Genomic DNA, 20,337 nt, shown 5'->3' with positions numbered 1-20,337 from the left:
GTTTCCGCGCGCCCGCGGGTTCAGCGGATCAGGCCGGTGACGGTGCGGCTGAAACCGCTGAACAGCCGGCTGATATAGGAGCCGCGATCTTCGCGCGGCTGCAATCCGCCGCTTTCGAGGAGCGAATAGGCGTCCTTGTACCAGGGGCTGTCGGGGAAATTATGCCCCAGCACCGCCGCAGCCGTCTGCGCCTCATTGGTGATGCCGAGCGCCATATAGGCTTCGGTCAGGCGCATCAGCGCCTCCTCGACATGGCGCGTCGTCTGGTACTTGGTGATGACGTCGCGGAAACGGTTCACGGCGCCGGCATAATTGCGCTTCTCGAGATAGAAGCGGCCGACATTCATCTCCTTGCCGGCGAGCTGGTCGCGCGCGACCAGCATCTTCTCGCGCACGTCGACGACGTATTCGGACTTCGGATAGCGGTCGAGCAACTCCTGCATCGCCCGCAGCGCCTGCTCCGTCCGCTCCTGGTCACGCGTCGCATCCGGGATCTGGTTGAAATAGGACATCGCCAGGATGTACTGCGCGTAAGCTGCGTCCGGGCTCGCCGGGTTCTGCGCCAGGAAGCGCTTGGAAGCGGTGATCGCGTCGTCCCAGCGGCTCGCCTGATAGTTCGAATAGGCGGTGAGAATCAGACCCTTGCGCGAATAGGGCGAGAACGGCGCCTGCTTGTCGATCTCCTCGAACTTCTTGCTGGCGCCTTCGCTGTCGCCGTTCTGGAGTCGCGCCAGGCCCTCATTGTAGAGTTTGTCAGCCGGCACCGTCGGCAGCACTTCGGGCTTGTAGACTTCCGGGCGGTCGAACGGATTGATCGAGCTCAGCGTGTCGCAGCCGCCGAGCGCGGCCGCCAGCGAGAACACGAGCGCGAGCCGCTTGCCGCCGCCCGCCATTTCGCCGGTATTGAATGTCTTCAGCCGCATGACGCTCACTTCATCCGTCCTTCAGCGCCGCTTTCGAGGGCGGGCGAAAATGGCTTTACTCCAGAAGTCGCCATTTCGCCAACCATGAAGGGCGCTTCATGCAATGCAATCGGCGCCGTGCTTCCGACAGGAAACCGGCGAATGCAAGGCGTGGCGTCGTTCAGTCGCCGATTTTCAGTGCAGATCGGGCGCAAGAGCCGCCGGCATCGGCACGCTGGCCGCCATCTGGACGGCGCGCGGCGCGTAGACCGGCTCGGCCTCGACGATCGCGTAATTGGCGCGATCGGCAAAGAGTGCCTCGAGGATACGGATGTTCATCCGGTGGCCGCCGCAATAGGAGCGGAACTCGCCGAGCATCGGGTAGCCGGCCAAAGAGAGATCGCCCACCGCGTCGAGCACCTTGTGGCGCACGAACTCGTCGGCATAGCGCAGGCCTTCAGGATTGATCACCTTGTCGTCGCCGATGGCGACGGTGTTGTCGAGCGAGGCGCCGAGCGCGAAGCCGGCCTTCCAGAGCTGCTCGACATCACGCATGAAGCCGAAGGTGCGGGCGCGGGAGATCTCGCTGGCATAGGCCTGCGGATCGAGATCGAAGATCTTGCGCTGACGGCCGATGGCGGTGGTGTCGAAATCGATCTCGACATCGAGCCGGAAACCCGATTCGGCGGGCGACAGCTCGGCGAAGGCGCGGCCGTTCTCGACGCGGACCGTACGCAGCACCTTGAGATAGCGGCGGGCAGCGCCGAGCGCGACGATTCCGGCCGCCTCGATCGCCTTGACGAACTCGGAGGCACTGCCGTCCATGATCGGCATTTCCGGACCGTCGATCTCGACCAGGACATTGTCCAGCCCCAGACCGGCGCAGGCCGACATCAGATGCTCGATGGTGGCGACCGAACCGGAAGCCTGCTCGCCGACCACGGTGCAGAGTTCGGTGGCGCTGACCTTGTTGTGGCGGGCGTGGATCAACTGCTCATGACCGCCTTCGAGCCCCTTGCGGAGGAAGACGACACCGGTATTGGCGGCAGAGGGGCGCAGGCACAGGCAGGCGGGAGCTCCCGAATGAACGCCGATGCCCTCAAGGGTCACGGGCGAGCGAAGGGTCGTCTGCCGGTCAGCCATCATACTCTTATCCGATCCTTAGCGCGACGATCAGGCCCGGCGCCTAGCGGCGCCACCAATCTGGTGATCGATCGCGGTTCCCTTGAAACGAGGGATCCAGAGCATGGCCCCGAATCCGTCTTCCCCGGTGTTGCCCTGCAAGATAAGCGCAGGAGGCGGGGCTTCAAAATCACGCTTTCTTTCGCTCTGTAACAGGATTCAAGGAGCGCCAAAAACCTAACCATCCAATTGATGTACATGGTTTTTTTGACGTTAAAAAAAGCCCGGCGCAAGCTTGCGCCGGGCTCGTTGTTTAAAACCGGTCCCGAGACCAGCGCGAGCTCAGCTCGACTGGCGACGCAGGAAGGCCGGGATCTCCAGATGATCGTCCTCGGCGGGACGGCTCGGAGCGGCGCGGCCGAGCGGATCGAGCTGGCCCTGAGCCGGGCGAGAGGCCTGCGGCGCGGCCGGACGGCGCATGAACTCGGCATGAGCCGCGCTCGGCGGCGCCACCGGCGCCGGCGGCACCGGACGCGGTGCTGGCGCCGGAGCCTCGGCGACCTCCTCCTCCTTGCGGCCGAAGCCGACGGAGGCCAGGCGCTGCATCAGCGACATCCGCTTCTGGTCGGCGGAGACGGCCGGCGGCGGCGCGGCCACGGCGGCGCGGGTCTGCGCGATCTGATTCTGCGCCGGCAGCGGCAGGTCCTCAATCCGCGGCATGCGGGTCGGCCGGATCACGGCGCGCTCCGGCGCGGGCGGAATGAAGCTGTCTTCCAGATGCGGCAACTCGGCCTCGATCGGCGCCGGGGCGGGCATGGGCGGCGCGACCACAGCCTGGCGCGGCTGCACCGGCTCGATGCGGACATCGGCAGCGAAGCTCGGCGCGGCCTGACGAACCGGTTCCGGCGCCAGCGGCAGGCGAAGTTCCGGGGCCGGCTCCGGCTGCGGCACGGCGGCCGGCATCGGGACAGCGTTCGTGCGGATATTGGGAACCGCAGAGCGCAGGCGCGCCTCGGCCTTCAGCCGCTCGGCCACTTCGGCGATGCGCGCCTCGGTCGCATCGACCTCGGCCTGCGAGCTCACCGGCTTGTCGATCCCGGTCGCGACGACCGAGACGCGGACGGTGCCTTCGAGCGCCTCGTCGAAAGTCGCGCCGACGATGATGTTGGCCTCGGAATCGACCTCCTCGCGGATGCGGGTGGCGGCCTCGTCGACCTCGTAGAGCTTCATGTCGCGGCCGCCGGTGATCGAGATCAGCAGGCCCCGCGCACCCTTCATCGAGACATCGTCGAGCAGCGGGTTGTTGATCGCGGCCTGGGCGGCGGACAGCGCGCGCTTCTCGCCCTGCGCCTCGCCGGTACCCATCATCGCCTTGCCCATGCCGCGCATCACGGCGCGGACGTCGGCGAAGTCGAGATTGATCAGGCCGGGACGGACCATCAGGTCGGTGATGCAGGCGACGCCCGAATAGAGCACCTGGTCGGCCATGCCGAAGGCGTCGGCAAAACCGGTGTTCTCGTTGGCGACACGGAACAGGTTCTGGTTCGGGATGACGATCAGCGTGTCGACGGCTTCGTTGAGCTCGCCGATGCCGGCCTCCGCCATGCGCATGCGGCGGTGACCTTCGAACTGGAACGGCTTGGTGACGACGCCAACGGTGAGGATCCCCATATCGCGGGCGACACGGGCGATGGCCGGGGCCGCGCCGGTGCCGGTACCGCCGCCCATGCCGGCGGTGATGAAGACCATATGGGCGCCGGCGAGGTGATCGCGGATCTCGTCGGCAACCTCCTCGGCCGCCGCGCGCCCGACCTCCGGCTGCGAGCCGGCGCCGAGGCCTTCGGTGACCTGCAGGCCCATCTGGATGATGCGCGGCGCGCGCGACAGCGCCAGGGCCTGGGCATCGGTGTTGGCACAGACGAAATCGACCCCGTCGAGGCCGGCCTCGATCATGTTGTTCACCGCGTTGCCGCCGGCGCCGCCGACGCCGAACACGGTGATTCGGGGCTTCAGTTCCCGGATGTCCGGGGCTTGCAGATTCATCGCCATGATTGCCTCTTTCAAATTTCCGTCCGGTCCCTGGCGGGCGCCGTCCCGTATTCCACGCCAGGGGCCGCGGCCCCGTTTCTCAAGAACTCACTCCGCTCCGCCCGGCCGGATGGCCATGCGGATCGCAACACTCAGAAACTCTCCTTCAGCCAGCGGCCGACGCGCGAGAAATACCCGTCGGCAGCATGGGCGAAGTAGGATGCGCCGGCCCGCGGCTCGAAATGCTCGACATGGGCGACCTGCGGATAGACCAGAAGGCCGACCGCAGCGGCGAAGGACGGGCCCTTGCCCGCTTCGGGCAAGCCGCGGATGCCGAGCGGCCGCCCGGTACGGACCTGGCCGCCGAGCACGCGCCGCGCGACCTCCGGCATGCCGGTGAGCTGGCAGGCGCCGCCGGTCAGGACGACGCGCCTTCCGGCCTCGGCCGAGAAGCCTGCGGCCTTGAGCCGGTCGCGCACCAGTTCGAGGATCTCCTCGACGCGCGGCTTGATGATCCGCACCAGATGCGACTTCGCCAGATGGTTGGGCATGTCGCGCTCATCGTCGTCGACCTGCGGCACTGCGATGGTGTCGCGATCGTCGGACGGGCTCGAGATCGCCGAGCCGTGCAGCGTCTTCAGTCGCTCGGCCGCCGAGACCCGGGTCGAAAGCCCGCGCGCCACGTCCATGGTGATGTGGTTGCCGCCGACCGCAATGGCGTCGGCATGGGTCAGGTGACCGCCGCCGAAGACGCCGAGCGAGGTCGTGCCGCCGCCCATGTCGACCACGACGACGCCCATCTCGGCCTCGTCGTCGACCAGCACGGAGAGCCCGGCCGCATAAGGCGTCGCGACCACGGCTTCGACCTCGAGATGGCAGCGCTCGACCGCGAGCATGACGTTGCGCGCCGCGGCCGCCTCGGAGGCGACGACATGCATGTCGACCGAGAGTGAGCCACCGATCAGGCCGCGCGGATCGAGCACACCGGGCGAACCGTCGAGGGCATAGCCCGTCGGCAAGGCATGCAGCACCGCCTTGCCCGGGCGGATCGCATGGTTGGCCGCGGCCGCGAGCACGCGCTTCACGTCGGAATCGCCGACGGAACCGCCGCGCAGCTCAACGCTGGCCTGGTAGTGCTGCGAGTTCAGCCGGCCGCCGGTCAGATTGACGATGACCGACTGCACCTCGACCTTGGCCATCCGCTCGGCGGCGTCGACCGCGGCCCGGATGGCGCGCTCGGCGCTGTCGAGATCGATGATCGCACCGCCCTTCAGGCCGAGCGAGCGCTGATGGCCGATGCCGACGATGCGGGCGACATGGGTACGGCCGCGCAGGCGCTCGTTCGCTTCCGCCGGATTGAGCTCGGCGATCAGGCAGACGACCTTGCTCGTGCCGATGTCCAGGATCGACAGCGTCGCGCTCTTGCGCGAGGAAAGCGGCCGCATCCGCGGCGTCAGGCCCTGGGAGGTCAGGCTCATGCCTCGCCTCCCTTCTTCTTGCCCTTGTTCTTGAGCAGCTCGGCCCTTGCGGCCGCGCCCTCCTCGGTCAGGCGCATGGTCACGCGGTCGGGCTGGCGCAGGTCGATGGCGATAAGGTCCTTCTCGCTGATCCGAAAATCCTGCTCGAGGCCGACCAGCCGCTTCAGCGCAGCGCCGGTTTCGGTTTCGGGCAAGCGGATGTCGATGCCGGTGTCGAGCTTGAGATTCCAGCGGCGGCCGGCAACCAGGCTGCCGGCGCGGATGCGCGAGGCGAACGGGCCGGCCGCGGCGAGCAGGGCGACATAGTCGCGAGCGCGCAGATTGGCGTCGACCCCGACGACCAGCGGAAGATGGGCGAAGCGGCCGTCATCCATGCGATCGATCACCGTGCCGTCGGCCGCGATCAGGAAGAGATCGCCCTTCGACTGCCAGAGCGCGAAAGGCTCGCGCTCGACGAGGTTGATCGCGATCTCCCCGGGATAGAGCTTGCGGACCGAGGCCTCGCGGATCAGCGGCGTCGATTCGAGCCGCCGGCGCGCCTCATCGGCGTCGAAGAAGGCGAGCGAGATCTTCGGATCGATGCCGGCGGCGACCAGCACCTCGATCTCGGAAAGCTCGGTCAGGCCGGAAATCGTCACGCGGTCGATGCCGAGGCCGATCAGCCGTGCCAGCGCATGCTTGGGTTCGCCATAGGTCTCGCGCAGCGTCTCGAAATGGCCGCCAAGTGCAGCACCCGTCGTCGCCGAGAGCGCCAGGAAACCGACCGCCAGCCAGGAGCCCAGGCCACGCGGCAGGCGCTGCGCCAGGGGCAGCGCGAAAGCGCTGCGCCGCGAGCCGCGAAACCAGCGGCGCGAGCGCTCGCCGACGAGGAGCTGAGGCCCCGCAGCGTGCATCGGCTTCATCGGACCAGCACCGGCCAGCACCGCATTCACCGATTTAAGGAGGCGTCCTCCACCATCCATGTGACGAGCTCACTGAAATTCATGCCCGCGTGGGCGGCCAGTTCGGGTACCAGGCTGGTTTCGGTCATGCCGGGCTGCGTGTTCACTTCCAGCCAGACGAGAGTGTCGGTCTCGTCGTCATATCGGAAGTCGGAACGACTGACGCCGCGGCACCCGATTGCTTGATGCGCCGTTAACGCACACTCTTCGATCCGCTGGTAAATATTCGGTAAAATTTGAGCGGGGCAGATATGGAACGAACCGCCTTTCGCATATTTTGCGTCGTAGTCGTAAAACTCGCCCGTCGCCGCCCGAATCTCCGTCACCCCCAATGACTTGCCGTCCATCACGGCACAGGTCAGCTCGCGTCCGGCGATGAAGTTTTCGGCCAGCAGCATGTCCCCGCAGGGCCAGTCCGGCCGGGCGATTTCCTGGGGTGGATGCTCGCGGCCTTTCTTAACGATCACGACCCCGACCGAGGATCCCTCGTCGATCGGCTTGAGCACATAGGGCGGCTGAAGCACATGGCGCTTGGCAGCCTCGAAGCGCGAGACGTTGACGCCATGCGCGACCGGAACACCGGCCGCGGCGACCACCATCTTGGCCTTGTCCTTGCGGATGGCGAGCGCCGAGGCGAGCACGCCGGAATGGGTATAGGGGATGCCCATGATCTCGAGCAGACCCTGGATGGTGCCATCCTCGCCGAAGCGGCCATGCAGCCCGTTGAAGGCGACGTCGGGCCGGAGCTTGTCGAGCACCGCCGCGACGTCCCGCTGGACGTCGACCCGGGTGACGCGGAAACCGGCCTGCTCCAGCGCGGCGGCACAGCCGGCACCGGAATTCAGGCTGACCTCGCGCTCCACGGACCATCCGCCCATCAGAACTGCGACATGTTTGCTCATGCTGGCTCCAAGCTCCGCACCTGCGGCGAAACTGGCCAGATATGGTTAACGACGCGTTAAGAAGTCGCGCTCCCGGTTAATGCAGAGCCGGCTGTGGCGGCGGCGCATCACCTGTTTCCGGCACCGGCGAAAGATGTCCGGCGAGCCTCGCGCCGACACGCGCACATTGCTTCGAGGACATGCGCGGAGCTCGCCCTGCCAGCACGGCTGGCGAGGCGGGAGCCGCCACTGGATCTGCGAAGGCTCGTAAGCCGGGCCTTGTCGTGTCGGCAGGCCAGCGCGGGCGAAGCGCGCCTGTCACGCTGGCAATCGACGCCATAGCCGAGGAGCCCGTCCCGGCCGGATCCGCTCAGGCGGCGACGCCGAAGCGCTTGATCTCCCAGTGCAGCTCGTAGCCGGAATTGTCCTTGACCCGGCGCCGAACCTCTTCGCCCAGCCCCTCGATATCGGCGGCGCTGGCACCGCCGGTGTTGATCAGGAAGTTGCAGTGCATCTCCGAGACCTGGGCTCCGCCGATGCGCAGGCCGCGGCAGCCGGCAGCATCGATCAGTTGCCAGGCCTTGCCGCCCTCGGGGTTCTTGAAGGTCGAGCCGCCGGTGCGCTCCTTGATCGGCTGGGCCGCCTCGCGTGCCGAGGTGACGCGGTCCATCTCGGCGAGGATCGCGGCCTGATCACCGGGCCGGCCCTGGAACAGCGCCGAGGTGAAGATGACGTCGCTCGGCACCGTCGCGTTGCGGTAGCTGAAGCCCATATCGGCATGCGAGAAGGTAATGATCTCGCCGGCCCGCGTCACGCCGCGCGCCTCGACCAGCACGTCGGTGGTTTCGCCGCCATGCGCCCCGGCATTCATCCGCAGCGCCCCGCCGATGCAGCCGGGAATGCCGCGATAGAAGGCGAGCCCGTCGAGCGAGGCATCGGCCGCCGCCCGGGCCAGCTTGACGTCGGGCGTCGCGGTACCGGCGCGGAGCCTGTCGCCGTCCTCGCGGACGATCTCACCGAAGGCCTTGCCACCGAGGCGGATGACCACGCCGGGAATGCCGCCATCGCGCACGATCAGGTTGGAGCCGAGCCCCACCACCGTCACCGGGATCTCGGCGGGCAGGCGTGAGAGGAAATAGGCGAGATCGGCCTCGTCAGCCGGTGTGAACAGCACCTGCGCCGGCCCACCGACGCGGAACCAGGTCAGCCCCGCCATCTCCTGATTGGCGACGAGGCGCCCGCGCAGCTCGGGCGCGGCGGCATGGAGAGCGGGCGTGATGTCCGGGAAGCTCACTTGCCGCCCCCCAGCGCCGCGAGTTCGCCCGGCAGGGCATAGGCCCATTGTGTGATGTTGCCGGCGCCGAGGCAGACGACATAGTCGCCCGGTCCAGCCAGCGTCGCGACCATGCCGGCGAGCTTCTCGGAGGATGACAGTGGCAGCGCATGGCGATGGCCGCGCGCCTTGATCGCCGCGACCAGCCCGTCGCGATCGGCGCCGGGGATCGGCTGCTCGCCGGCCGCATAGGTCTCGGCGACGATCACCGTGTCGGCGTCGTTGAAGCAGGAGGCGAAGTCGTTGAACAGGCTGGCGAGCCGCGTGTAGCGGTGCGGCTGCACCACGGCGACGACCTTGCCCTTGGTCGAGGCGCGCGCCGCCCTGAGCACGGCGGCGATCTCGACCGGATGGTGGCCGTAATCGTCGAAGATCTGGGCACCGTTCCATTCGCCGGTACGGGTGAAGCGGCGCTTGACGCCGCCGAAGCCGGCGAGCCCCTGGCGGATCGTCTCGACCGGCACGCCGAGATCATAGGCGACGGCGATCGCGGCCGTGGCGTTCAGCGCATTGTGATGGCCCGGCATTGGCATGACGAGGTCGCGGATCACCTCCTCGCGTCCGTTCTTGCGGTCGCGGATCAAGAGGGTGAAGCGGGCCTGGCCGCCGGAGAGATCGATGTCGACGAGGCGGAAATCCGCCTGCGGGTTCTCGCCATAGGTGATGACCCGGCGATCTTCGATCTGGCCGACCAGCTCCTGCACGGTCGGATGGTCGATGCACATCACCGCGAAGCCGTAGAAGGGCAGATTCTCGACGAAGGAGCGGAAGGCTCCCTTGATCGCGTCGAAGGTGCCGAAATGGTCGAGATGCTCGGGATCGATATTGGTGATGATCGCGACATCGGCCGGCAGCTTCAGGAAGGTGCCGTCCGATTCGTCGGCCTCGACCACCATCCAGTCGCTCTCGCCCATGCGGGCATTGGTGCCATAGGCGTTGATGATGCCGCCATTGATCACGGTCGGATCGAGCCCGCCCTTGTCCAGCAGGGTCGCGACCAGCGAGGTCGTGGTGGTCTTGCCATGGGTACCGGCGATGGCGACGCAGCTCTTCAGCCGCATCAGCTCGGCCAGCATCTCGGCCCGCCGCACCACCGGCAGGCGCTTCTCGCGCGCCGCCATCAGTTCCGGATTGTCGCGCTTGATCGCGGTCGAGACGACGACGACCTCGGCCTCGCCGAGATTGGCCGCGGCGTGGCCGACGAAGGTCGTGATGCCCTTCTCGGCGAGGCGCCGGACATTGGCGTTGTCCGAGGCATCCGAGCCCTGGACCTTGTAGCCGAGATTGTGCAGCACCTCGGCGATCCCCGACATTCCGATGCCGCCGATACCGACGAAATGGATGGAGCCGAGCTTCGGCGGCAGCTTCATGGTGCGGTACTCTTCTGGAAAATTCAGATCTGGGCGGTTTCGGCGATCAGGCGCGCCAGCCGGTCGGCGGCGTCCGGGATTCCGGCGCTCTTGGCGCTCGCAGCCATCGCAGTCAAGCGCGAGGGGTCGGCGAGCAGTCCCGAAAGCTCCCCGGCGAGCCGGCGCGGCGTGAAGTCCGGCTGCATGATCCGGATGGCCCCGCCCGCCTTTTCGAGCACTGCGGCATTGGCCGCCTGGTCCTGGTCGAGCGAGCCCGGCAACGGCACCAGCAGCGCCGGCCGGCCGATCACGGAGAGCTCCGCGATGGTCGAAGCGCCGGAGCGCGCGACGACAAGGTGAGAGGCAGCCATCCGCGCCGGAAGGTCCTTGAAGAAGGGCGCGATCTCGGCCTTGACGCCGAGCCCGGCATAGATGCCGCGCACCCGCTCGCCATCCTCGGCCCTCGCCTGCTGGACGACGGAGATCCTCGCCCGTTCCTCGGGGCTGAGCAGCTGGATCGCGGGAGGCACGATATCGGCCATGACGCGCGCGCCCTGGCTGCCGCCGAAGACGAGCAGGTTCACCCCGCCATCGAGCGAGGGATAGGGCGAGGCGGCCTGGAGGACCGCCGGCCGCACGGGATTGCCGACCAGGCGGCACTTCGCCGCCTGCGCCGCGGAGAGCCCGCCGACTTCGGCGAAGCCGGTGGCGATCACCTTCACCCGTCCGGCGAGAAAGCGGTTCGCCCGGCCGGCCACGGCATTCTGCTCATGGACCAAGGTCGGCACGCCCATCAGCGCCGCGGCGAAGACCGGCGGCACGGTCGGATAGCCACCGAAGCCGACGACGAGTGCCGGCTGCAAGACCTTGATCGCACGGCGCGCCGCGAAGGCGCCTTTTGCCAGAACCAGCGCCGCCTGCAGCATCTTCAGCGGCGAGCGGCCGGACGGCGTCGCCGCCGGCACGGCATGGATCGATTCCGCCGGGAAGCTGCCGGCATATTCGGCGGCGCGGGTATCGGTGATCAGGGCGACCCGCAGGCCGCGCGCATGCAGCGCATGGCTCAGCGCCTCGGCCGGAAAGAGATGCCCGCCTGTGCCGCCCGCGGCGAGCACGATGAGAGGCGCCTGCGCTCCCGCTGTCACTGCCGGCGTCCCGTCTGGCCGAAGTTCTCGGCCCTTGGCCGTTTGCGTGTCAGCGCCAGCAGGAAGCCGGTGCCGAGCGCCAGCGAGATCAGCGAGGAGCCGCCATAGGAGATGAAGGGCAAGGTCATGCCCTTGGCCGGCATCATGTGCAGGTTGACCATCATGTTGATCGCCGCCTGGATGCCGAACAGCAAGGCGAGACCGGTCACCGCTAGGCGCACGAACGGGTCTTCGGCACGCTGCGCCACGAAGAGCGCGCGCAGCACAATGATCGCGAACATCGCGACCAGGACCATGCAGACGACGACGCCGAACTCCTCGGCCGTCACCGCGAAGATGAAATCGGTATGGGCGTCGGGCAGGATGCGCTTGACCGTGCCCTCGCCCGGCCCTTTGCCGAGCCAGCCGCCCTGCGCGAAACTCTCCAGCGCGGTGTCGACCTGGAAGGTGTCGCCCGAGCCCTTGTCCATGAAGCGCTCGATGCGGCCGCGGACATGCGGCACGAGCTGGTAGGCGATCAGCAGGCCGAAGGCCCCGGCGCCGCCGAGCCCCATCACCCAGAACCAGTGCAGCCCGGCGACGAAGAACAAGCCGGCCCAGACCAGCGTGACCAGCACCGTCTGGCCGAAATCAGGCTGCAGGACGAGCGGCACGATGGTCAGCGGCAGGAGCAGGAAAGCGATGATCGTGCCCGGCAGATCGGGCCGGCGCCCGCCCTCGGCGAAGGCCCAGGCCGCCATGACCACAAAGGCCGGCTTGAGGAACTCCGAAGGCTGCACCGAGCCGAGTGGGCCGAGCGTCAGCCAGCGCCTGGCGCCCTTGACCTCGACCCCGAAATAGAGCGTGCCGACCACGCCCGCCAGCGAGACGGCGAAGACGATCAGCGCGGCACGACGCACCTGGCGCGGCGTCAGCAGCGAGGTGGCGAGGAAGACGGCGAGCGCCGCCAGCAGATAGACCGCCTGGCGGTTGACGAAATGGAAGGTCGGCAGGCCGAGGCGCTCGGCGACCGGCGGCCCCCCCGCCATTAGCAGCACGACGCCGGAGACCATCAGCGCCACCATGGTCGAGAGGATGACGCGGTCGATCGACCACCACCAGCGGCCGCTCAGGCTGGGTTCTGCGCGCGAGGTCATCTATGTGGGCTCCGTCAGCGAACAGGCAGATCGTGGTCACCCGTTCCGGCGAATCACTCTGTCAATGAATGGTTAACCGATTGATTCCAGTTCGAGCTCTCCGGCTTCCCGCCCGACCTCATCGTTCGAGACGCCGCTGACGCGGCTCCGCAGGATGAGGTCTGGAACGGGGAATTGCTCCTTCAAGCGGAAGCGGCTCCTGCCGCCTCGAACCCCGGCAACGCCTCGACCAGCGCCCGGAAGGCATCGCCGCGGACCTCGAAATTCGGGAACTGGTCATAGGAGGCGCAAGCTGGCGAAAGCAGCACCGCGATCTCGCCCTCCCCCGGTGCCGCCAGCGCGGCCTCGGTCGCGGCTGCGACCGCAACGTCGAGCGTACCGCTGCGCTCATAGGAAACCCGGCCGTCGGCGTCGAAGGTCGCGGCGAAGAGATCACTCGCCGCGCCGATCAGATAGGCATGGGCGATGTTCGGGAAATAGCGCCGCAGCGACTCGATCCCGCCCTCCTTGGCCTTGCCGCCGAGGATCCAGAAGATCGCGCGGAAGGAGGTCAGCGCCTTCTCGGTCGAGTCGGCATTCGTCGCCTTGGAATCGTTGATGAAGACGACACGGCCGATCCGCCCGAGTTCCTCCATCCGGTGCTTCAGGCCCGGATAGCTCTTGAATCCCGCTGCGATCTCCTCGGCCGTGAGCCCGACCGCGGCGCAGGCGGCGAAGGCGGCTGCGGCATTCTGGGCGTTGTGGGCGCCGCGCAAGGAGCCGATGCCGGCAAGATTGGCGACAACCCTGGGCTTGCCGTCCCTGACCTCGACGATGCGCGTATCGAGCTTGCCCTGATTGGCGGTGACGCCGGCGAAGACGCCCTCGTCGAGCGGCTGCTCGCCGCTGATCTTGACCAGAGGCTTGCCCGAAGCGGCGCGCCGCCGCGCCATCTGCTTCGAGGGCTCGTCGTCGACGCCGATCACAGCGAGGTCGGAGGCGGCGACCAGCCGCTCCTTGATCGCGCCATAGGCTTCGAAGGTGCCGTGCCGGTCGAGATGATCCGGCGTCAGGTTCATCTGGATACCGACTGTCGGCTTGATCGAGGGCGCAAGATCGATCTGGAAAGTCGAGCACTCGACGACATGGATGCGATTGAGAGCCGGCGACTCCAGAGCCAGCACGGCGGTGCCGATATTGCCGCCCATCTGCACGTCGCGGCCGGCAGCAGCCAGGACATGGGCGATCAGGGCCGTGGTCGTCGACTTGCCGTTGGTGCCGGTGATGCAGATCACCGGCGCATCCGGCGCGAGCTTCGCGCGCTCGAGGAAGAACAGCTCGATATCGCCGATCACCGGGACATTCGCGGCCTTGGCCTTCTCGACCGTCCAGTGCGGTGCGGGATGGGTCAGCGGCACGCCGGGCGAGAGCACGAAGGCGGCGAAGCGCGACCAGTCGGCATTGGCGAGATCGACGATGGCGAGCCCCTCGGCGGCCGCCTTGTCGCGGCTCGCCTGATTGTCGTCCCAGCAGGCGACTTCGGTGCCACCGGCGCGGAGCGCCCGGGCGGTCGCGAGACCGGAGCCGCCGAGGCCGAACAGGGCGAGGGTCTCGCCAGCGAAAACGGTAACCGGTGTCATCGGCTCAACGCAGCTTCAGCGTGGCGAGGCCGACCAGCGCCAGCACCACCGAGATGATCCAGAAGCGGATCACCACCTGCGGCTCGGTCCAGCCCAGCTTCTCGAAATGATGGTGGATCGGCGCCATCAGGAAGACGCGCTTGCCGGTGCGCTTGAACACCGCGACCTGAATGATCACCGAGAGCGCCTCGACCACGAACAGGCCGCCGACGATGGCGAGCACGATCTCATGCTTGATCGCGACCGCGATGGTGCCGAGCATGCCGCCGAGACCGAGCGAGCCGGTGTCGCCCATGAAGATCTGCGCCGGCGGCGCGTTGAACCAGAGGAAGCCGAGCCCCGCGCCCATCATCGCGCCGCAGATCACGGCGAGCTCGCCGACGCCGGGCACATGGTGGATCTGCAGGTAGTTGGCGAAGATCGCGTTACCCGCGAGATAGGCGATGAAGCCGAAAGTGCCGGCCGCGATCATCACCGGCACGATGGCGAGCCCGTCGAGCCCGTCGGTCAGGTTCACCGAATTGCCGGCGCCGACCACGACGAAGGCGGTGACGACCGGGAACAGGATGCCGAGCGGGATCATCCATTCCTTCAGGAACGGCAGCGCGAAGCCGCTGGCGATCGAGGGTGGGCTGACCAGCATGATCGCCGTGCAGGCGGCAAGCGCGATGACGATCTCGAGCCCGAGGCGCGCCTTGCTGGAGAAGCCCTTATGCGACTGCTTCGTCACCTTGAGATAATCGTCGTAGAAGCCGATCGCGCCATAGCTCGCGGTCACGCCGAGCACGATCCAGACATAGGGATTGCGCAGATTGCCCCAGAGCAGCGTCGCGACGAACAACCCGGTCAGGATCATCAGCCCGCCCATGGTCGGCGTGCCGCGCTTGGCGAGATGCGATTCCGGCCCGTCGGTGCGGATCGGCTGGCCCTTGCCCTGTTTGATCCTGAGCCAGGAGATCGCGGCCGGGCCGAAGAAGAAGACGAAGAGCAGCGCGGTCGCGGTCGCCCCGCCGGCCCGGAAGGTGATGTAACGGAAGACGTTCAGGATCGGAAAGTGAACCGCGAAATCGGCTAGCCAGACCAGCATTGAAACCTGTTCCTTGTCCTGGCGCATGCTCTGCAGAAGTGGAGACCACTTCTGCGAGGCGGAACATGCGCCAACAGATTGAGTCCGCGCGCCTTCCGTTCGACCGGCTCCGGTCGAACGGAAGGCGCGCTAGTCGTCGGCCGTGACGACCGGGAAACGGGCGGTCATCGCCTTCACGATCGAGCCCATGCGCGATCCGAGCGAGCCCTTGACCGTGACGACGTCGCCGGCACGCAGCACATCGAGCAGCAGCGGCTCGAGGCCGCTGGCCTGGGCGGCATAAGCACCGCGCTGGCGTGAAGGCAAGGCGTCGTAGAGAGAGCGCATCAGGGGTCCGCAGGCGAAGACGAGATCGACCCCGTTGCCGGTGACCGCCTCGGCCAGCCCCTTGTGCAGCGCTGGGCCGCTTTCGCCGAGCTCCAGCATGTCGCCGAGCACGGCGATCCGCCTTCCGCGGCCTTGCGCCTCGATCCGCCCGAGATTCTCGATCGCCGCCCGCATCGAGGCGGGGTTGCCGTTATAGCTCTCGTCGATCAGCATGAACGGGCCGGAAGGCGCGTGCAGCATCTGGCGCGCGCCCCGCCCGGCCGGCGGCTTCAGCTCGGCCAGCGCCAGCGCCGCCAGGGCAAGGTCGGCATCGAGCGCGTCGACCGCCGCGAGCACCGCCAGAGAATTCATCACGATGTGCTTGCCGGGACTGCCGAGCTTGTAGGTCACCGGCCGGCCGCGCACATTGGCCTCGACCGTCGAGATCTCGGGCTTGAGCGAGCAGCCGAGCAGGCGGACATCCGCCGAAGCGCTCTCGCCGAAGATGATGATGCGACCGGCAGGGCTCGCCTCGGCGAGTTCGCGCAGCAGGCCGGCCTGGGCGATGTCGGCATTGATGATCGCCGTGCCGCCGGGCTTCAGCCCGCTGAAGATCGCAGCCTTCTCGCGGGCGATGCCCTCGATCGATTCGAAGGCGGCAAGATGCACCGGCTGCACCGTGGTGACGATCGCCACATCGGGCGAGACCATTTTCGCCAGCGGCAGGATTTCGCCGGGGCTGTTCATGCCGATCTCGTAAACGCCGTAGCGCACATCCGCCGGCGTCCGGGTCAGCGTCAGCGGCACGCCCCAATGGTTGTTATAGGAGGCGACCGGCGCATGCGTCTTGCCCTGGCGCGAGAGCACGAGGCGCAGCGCCTCCTTCGTCCCGGTCTTGCCGACCGAGCCGGTGACCGCGACGACGCCGGCATGCAGCTCGGCGCGCCGCGCCATGCCGGCCTGCTCCATGGCGCGCAGCACGTCCGGAACCACGGCCAGCGGCGCGTCCGCCGGGAAGTCTCCGGCATGCGCCTCGTCGACGACGGCGAGCGCCGCGCCCTTCTCGAGCGCGGCGGCGACGAAATCATGGCCGTCACGCTTCTCGCCCTGGATGGCGAAGAAGGCGTCGCCCGGCTCGAGCGTGCGGGTATCGATCGAGGCCCCGCCGATCGCGGCTGGCTGCGGGCCTTGCGCCCGCGCCTTCATCGCCTCGATCAGGCGGCCCCCGGTCCAGAGCGGCGCAGCCGTCATGCTCATCTTCCTCCGCTGATCTCGGCGATCGCCTGGCGCACCGTCTCATGGTCGGAGAACGGCAGGGTCCGGTCGCCGACGATCTGGCCGGTTTCATGGCCCTTGCCGGCGACGACCAGAAGATCGCCCGGCTGCAATTCGGCGACACCTGCAGCGATCGCCCTTGCCCGGTCGCCGATTTCGCGGAGGCCCGGCGCGGCGGCGAGGATTTCGGCGCGGATCGCGGCCGGGTCTTCGCTGCGCGGATTGTCGTCGGTGACGATGGCGATGTCGGCGCCGTCGGCCGCGATCCTGCCCATCAGCGGGCGCTTGCCGCGGTCGCGGTCGCCGCCGCAGCCGAAGACGCAGATCAGCCGGCCGCTGGCATAGGGGCGCAGGGTGCGCAGCACCGCCGCCAGCGCATCGGGCTTGTGGGCATAGTCGACGACGACGAGGCTGCCATTCTGCTCGGCCACGCGCTCCAGCCGGCCCGGCACGCCCTTGAGGCCGGAAAGAGCCGCGACCGCCGCCTTCGGCTCCTCGCCCGCCGCGATGGCGAGCCCGGCGGCAACCAGCGCATTGCCGGCCATGAAATCGCCGACCAGGGGCAGCACGACCTCGACATCCTGTCCGTCGACGGCAACGCGCAGGCGTTGCGAGAAGCCCTCGCGCGCGACCGAAAGCAGCCTGAGCCGGTCCCCGCCCCAGCCGATCCCGATCACCGGGTGTCCGCCGGCCGCAGCGGCCTGTGCCGCCTCGGTCGCGTAGGGCTCGTCGCGGTTGATCACCACCGGCACCCCGGCAGGAAGCAGCTCCCAGAGCCGGAGCTTGGCGGCGAGATAGTCCTCGACGCTCGGGTGGTAGTCGAGATGGTCACGGCCGAGATTGAGGAAGGCGCCGGCCGTCAGCCGCACGCCGTCGAGCCGGCGCTGGTCGAGCCCGTGCGAGGAGGCTTCCATCGCGACATGGCTGACGCCCTGCCCGGCAAGCCGGTCGAGCGAGGCATGCAGAGAGAGCGGATCGGGCGTGGTCAGCGAGCCATAATCGGCACCGGCCGCGGTGACGATGCCGATCGTGCCGAGGCTCGCCGCCTCGCGCCCCAGCGCCATGAAGATCTGGCGGGTGAATTCCGCGACGGAGGATTTGCCGCTGGTGCCGGTCACCGCGACGATGGTCGCCGGCTGGCGCGGATGCACTTTCGCCGCGGCGAGCGCCAGCGCCCGGCGCGGATCGGCGACCTCGGCGAAGGCGATGCCGGGCGCGAGGCCAGCTGGCCGGGGCTGGCCGGAGACGATCGCCGCCGCGCCGCGCGCCGCAGCATCGGCGATGAACTGCGCGCCGTCGGCCTTGGCGCCGGCGAGTGCGACGAAGGCCTCGCCCGGCGCGATCTTGCGGCTGTCGAAGGCGAGGCCCGTGACGCGACGCTCGGCATCGTCCGGAAACGCCCCGGGAAAGAGCTGGCCGAGGCTGAAACCGGTATTGTCCATCTCTTCTTCCGCCTAGAGCCCGTTCCGATCTGCTTGCTTCGCAAGCCAATCGGCAAAAACGGTCTCTCACTCATGTTCAGAGACGGATTCACCGATCAGACCGCTTCGATCTGATCGGATCCGGCTCTAGCGTGTACCCCAGGCGCCGAGCCTCGCCATCAACGGGAAGGGCGCGACCGGCGGCTCGAAGCGCGGAGGCAGGCCGAGAATCGGCGCCGCCCGCTCGATGACCTTGCCGGTGGTGATGCCGGCATTCCAGGCGGCCGTCGAATAGCCGCCGCTTTCGGCATAGCCTTTAGGCTCGTCATAAATCGAAAGGAACAGATATCGCGGCTTGTCGGCCGGAACGATCGCCATGAAGGTCGTGAAATTCTTGTTCTTGGCGTAGCGGCCGTTGATCACCTTCTCGGCCGTGCCGGTCTTGCCGCCGACGAAATAGCCGGCGACATCGGCTTTGCGGGCCGAGCCGCGCTCGCCGTTGAGGCGCATGATGTAGCGCATCGCCTCCGAGGTCTCGGGCTTGATGACGCGGGTGCTGACCGCTTCCGCTTCCTCGACCGAGCGCTTGATGAAGGTCGGCGTCATCAGCTTGCCGCCATTGACCAGCGCCGCGACGGCCGCCAGCGCCTGGATCGGGGCGACGGCGAGGCCGTGGCCGAAGGCGATCGTGGCGGTGTTGAGCTCGCCCCAGCGCTGCGGCACGATCGGGGCCGCGCTTTCCGGCAGCTCGGTCTGCAAGCGGTCGAGCTGGACCATCTTGCGCAGGAAGGCCTTGTGTCCCTCGACGCCGACCGAAAGCGCCATCTTGACCGTGCCCATGTTCGACGAGTGGACGAACACTTCCGGCACGGTCAGCGTGCGGCCGGTGCCGCCCCGGTACTCACGGATGACCTGCCGACCGAAGCGCATCATGCCGCCGGCGGTCGAATAGCTCGAATTGATGTTGGCCTTGCCGGTATCGAGCGCCATCGCGACGGTCAGCGCCTTGAAGGTCGAGCCCATCTCGTAGACGCCGACATTGATCCGGTTGATCCGGTCCTTCTCGAGCGCATCGACCGGATTGCTCGGGTCGAAATCGGGCAGCGAGACCGAGGCGATGATCTCGCCCGTGTTCACGTCCATGATCGCGCCGGCCGCGGCGATGGCCCGATACTTCTCGATGCCCTTGACCAGCTCGCCGCGCAGCAGGTGCTGGACCCGCAGGTCGATCGACAGCGCGACCGGCTTGAGGTCGGAGGCCTGCACCGCCAGACCGGCGCCGTTGAGATCCTGCAGCCCCTGCGAGTCGATGTATTTCTCGATGCCGGCGATGCCGACATTGTCGACATTGGCGAAGCCGAGCACATGCGCGGCGGCCGGGCCGTTCGGATAGACGCGCTTGTTCTCGGGCACGAAGCCGACGCCGGGAATGCCGAGCCGGTGCACCTCGGCCTGCTGGCGCGGCGTGATCTCGCGCTTGACCCAGACGAAGCCGCGCTTGGTGCCGAGCTTGTCGCGCAGATCCTTGGCGTTGAGGTCGGGCAGCACCGCGGTGAGCAGCTCGGTCGCCTCGTCCTTGTCGAGGATCTTGCGCGGCTCGGCAAAGACCGAGACGGTCCGGATATCGGTGGCGAGCGGCACGCCATTGCGGTCGACGATGTCGGGCCGCGCCGCCGAGATCGCGTTCGAGGTCGCCCGGCGCAGGCCGACCTGGTCGTTCGGGAAGGCGGCGAGCGCCACCAGCCGGCCGGTGATCGCCAGGAAGAGCGCGCTGAAGCCGAGGATGACGAGACCGACCCGCGGCTCGCTCTTCTCCCCGCTCATCCGGAAGATGTCGCGCAACAGGCCGGCGCGCAGGCTCGGCCGGCGCGGCTTCTCGACCACCGGCGCGGCGACGACGGCTGGCGCGACTGGCTCGGGCGTCATGGGCGGCCTCCCGGCGTGGTGGAGCTATTGCTCTTGACGTTGCGCGGCGTCTCGGTCGGCAGGCCGAGGCCGAGATCCTCGAGCTTGCGGCCGATCGAATCGACCTTGGGCCCGCGATTGGGAATGTCGGAGAGCCGGACGATCTGGTTGATCGCCAGCGGCTGCAGATCGAGATGCCGGTCGGCCAGCGCCTGCAGGCGGTCGGGCCGGTTGAGGAACTGCCATTCGGCCTTCAGCACGGCGATCGCGTCGCGCTCGCGCTGGGCCTTGGCCTTCAGCTTCTGCAGCTGCTCGGCCTCGAGCGTGGTCTCGTATTTGATCGAGTAGGCGTAGAGCGCCGAGGAGACCAGCGCCCCGATGGCGATGACGTGCAGCAGCTTGATCAAGC

General features: G+C 67.9%; 16 protein-coding genes. All 16 read right to left on the bottom strand.

All coding sequences use genetic code 11. The annotated features are described in order from the left end of the window. Positions 1 to 20 precede the first annotated feature (20 nt). The 16 genes from ACWGRX_RS12050 to ftsL all read right to left on the bottom strand — a co-directional run bounded on the left by ACWGRX_RS12050 (position 21) and on the right by ftsL (position 20,335). A complete protein-coding gene (locus tag ACWGRX_RS12050) occupies positions 21 to 923 on the bottom strand; it encodes an outer membrane protein assembly factor BamD (protein WP_291636810.1) in 903 nt (300 codons plus the stop codon). A 174-nt stretch (positions 924 to 1,097) separates the two neighbouring features. Next, the gene (lpxC, locus tag ACWGRX_RS12045) at positions 1,098 to 2,048 is read right to left on the bottom strand and encodes a UDP-3-O-acyl-N-acetylglucosamine deacetylase (protein ID WP_291636808.1); all 951 of its coding nucleotides are present in this window, start codon (positions 2,046 to 2,048) and stop codon (positions 1,098 to 1,100) included. A gap of 318 nt (positions 2,049 to 2,366) precedes the next feature. After that, positions 2,367 to 4,073: a cell division protein FtsZ gene (gene ftsZ, locus ACWGRX_RS12040; RefSeq protein ID WP_291646981.1), complete on the bottom strand. Its 1,707-nt coding sequence runs from the start codon at positions 4,071 to 4,073 to the stop codon at positions 2,367 to 2,369. 131 nt (positions 4,074 to 4,204) lie between these two features. Next, positions 4,205 to 5,530 carry a cell division protein FtsA gene (ftsA, locus tag ACWGRX_RS12035; protein ID WP_291636805.1) on the bottom strand — a complete coding sequence of 442 codons (1,326 nt, stop codon included), beginning with the start codon at positions 5,528 to 5,530 and terminating at the stop codon, positions 4,205 to 4,207. Further along, entirely contained in the window at positions 5,527 to 6,432 is a 906-nt protein-coding gene (locus ACWGRX_RS12030; RefSeq protein WP_291636804.1) for a cell division protein FtsQ/DivIB, read from the bottom strand. Before ACWGRX_RS12030 ends, ftsA begins: the two co-directional genes overlap by 4 nt. A 26-nt stretch (positions 6,433 to 6,458) precedes the next feature. After that, a complete protein-coding gene (locus ACWGRX_RS12025) occupies positions 6,459 to 7,373 on the bottom strand; it encodes a D-alanine--D-alanine ligase (RefSeq protein ID WP_291636802.1) in 915 nt (304 codons plus the stop codon). A gap of 349 nt (positions 7,374 to 7,722) precedes the next feature. Continuing rightward, positions 7,723 to 8,646 carry a UDP-N-acetylmuramate dehydrogenase gene (gene murB, locus ACWGRX_RS12020; RefSeq protein WP_452117727.1) on the bottom strand — a complete coding sequence of 308 codons (924 nt, stop codon included), beginning with the start codon at positions 8,644 to 8,646 and terminating at the stop codon, positions 7,723 to 7,725. Beyond that, entirely contained in the window at positions 8,643 to 10,055 is a 1,413-nt protein-coding gene (gene murC, locus ACWGRX_RS12015) for a UDP-N-acetylmuramate--L-alanine ligase (RefSeq protein ID WP_452117726.1), read from the bottom strand. The genes murB and murC overlap by 4 nt, the downstream gene beginning before the upstream one ends. A 23-nt stretch (positions 10,056 to 10,078) precedes the next feature. Then, positions 10,079 to 11,179: an undecaprenyldiphospho-muramoylpentapeptide beta-N-acetylglucosaminyltransferase gene (gene murG, locus ACWGRX_RS12010; protein ID WP_452117725.1), complete on the bottom strand. Its 1,101-nt coding sequence runs from the start codon at positions 11,177 to 11,179 to the stop codon at positions 10,079 to 10,081. After that, positions 11,176 to 12,315 (bottom strand): FtsW/RodA/SpoVE family cell cycle protein, encoded by a 1,140-nt coding sequence (locus ACWGRX_RS12005; protein ID WP_452117724.1) that lies wholly within the window; start codon positions 12,313 to 12,315, stop codon positions 11,176 to 11,178. The genes murG and ACWGRX_RS12005 overlap by 4 nt, the downstream gene beginning before the upstream one ends. 182 nt (positions 12,316 to 12,497) lie before the next feature. Then, positions 12,498 to 13,934 carry a UDP-N-acetylmuramoyl-L-alanine--D-glutamate ligase gene (gene murD, locus ACWGRX_RS12000; protein WP_452117723.1) on the bottom strand — a complete coding sequence of 479 codons (1,437 nt, stop codon included), beginning with the start codon at positions 13,932 to 13,934 and terminating at the stop codon, positions 12,498 to 12,500. A gap of 4 nt (positions 13,935 to 13,938) precedes the next feature. Beyond that, positions 13,939 to 15,021: a phospho-N-acetylmuramoyl-pentapeptide-transferase gene (gene mraY, locus ACWGRX_RS11995; protein WP_291636790.1), complete on the bottom strand. Its 1,083-nt coding sequence runs from the start codon at positions 15,019 to 15,021 to the stop codon at positions 13,939 to 13,941. Positions 15,022 to 15,150: 129 nt separating this feature from the next. Next, positions 15,151 to 16,578: a UDP-N-acetylmuramoylalanyl-D-glutamyl-2,6-diaminopimelate--D-alanyl-D-alanine ligase gene (locus tag ACWGRX_RS11990; protein ID WP_452117722.1), complete on the bottom strand. Its 1,428-nt coding sequence runs from the start codon at positions 16,576 to 16,578 to the stop codon at positions 15,151 to 15,153. Positions 16,579 to 16,580: 2 nt separating this feature from the next. Then, a complete protein-coding gene (locus ACWGRX_RS11985; RefSeq protein ID WP_452117721.1) occupies positions 16,581 to 18,044 on the bottom strand; it encodes a UDP-N-acetylmuramoyl-L-alanyl-D-glutamate--2,6-diaminopimelate ligase in 1,464 nt (487 codons plus the stop codon). A 126-nt stretch (positions 18,045 to 18,170) separates the two neighbouring features. After that, on the bottom strand, positions 18,171 to 19,949 hold the full coding sequence (locus ACWGRX_RS11980) for a peptidoglycan D,D-transpeptidase FtsI family protein (RefSeq protein ID WP_452117720.1): 1,779 nt from the start codon (positions 19,947 to 19,949) through the stop codon (positions 18,171 to 18,173). After that, complete coding sequence (gene ftsL, locus ACWGRX_RS11975) at positions 19,946 to 20,335, bottom strand: cell division protein FtsL (protein WP_291635373.1); 390 nt, start codon at positions 20,333 to 20,335, stop codon at positions 19,946 to 19,948. Before ftsL ends, ACWGRX_RS11980 begins: the two co-directional genes overlap by 4 nt. Positions 20,336 to 20,337 lie beyond the last annotated feature (2 nt).

Source organism: Allobosea sp. NPDC055594 (genome assembly GCF_053618995.1).
This window is presented reverse-complemented; position numbering and strand designations above follow the sequence as displayed.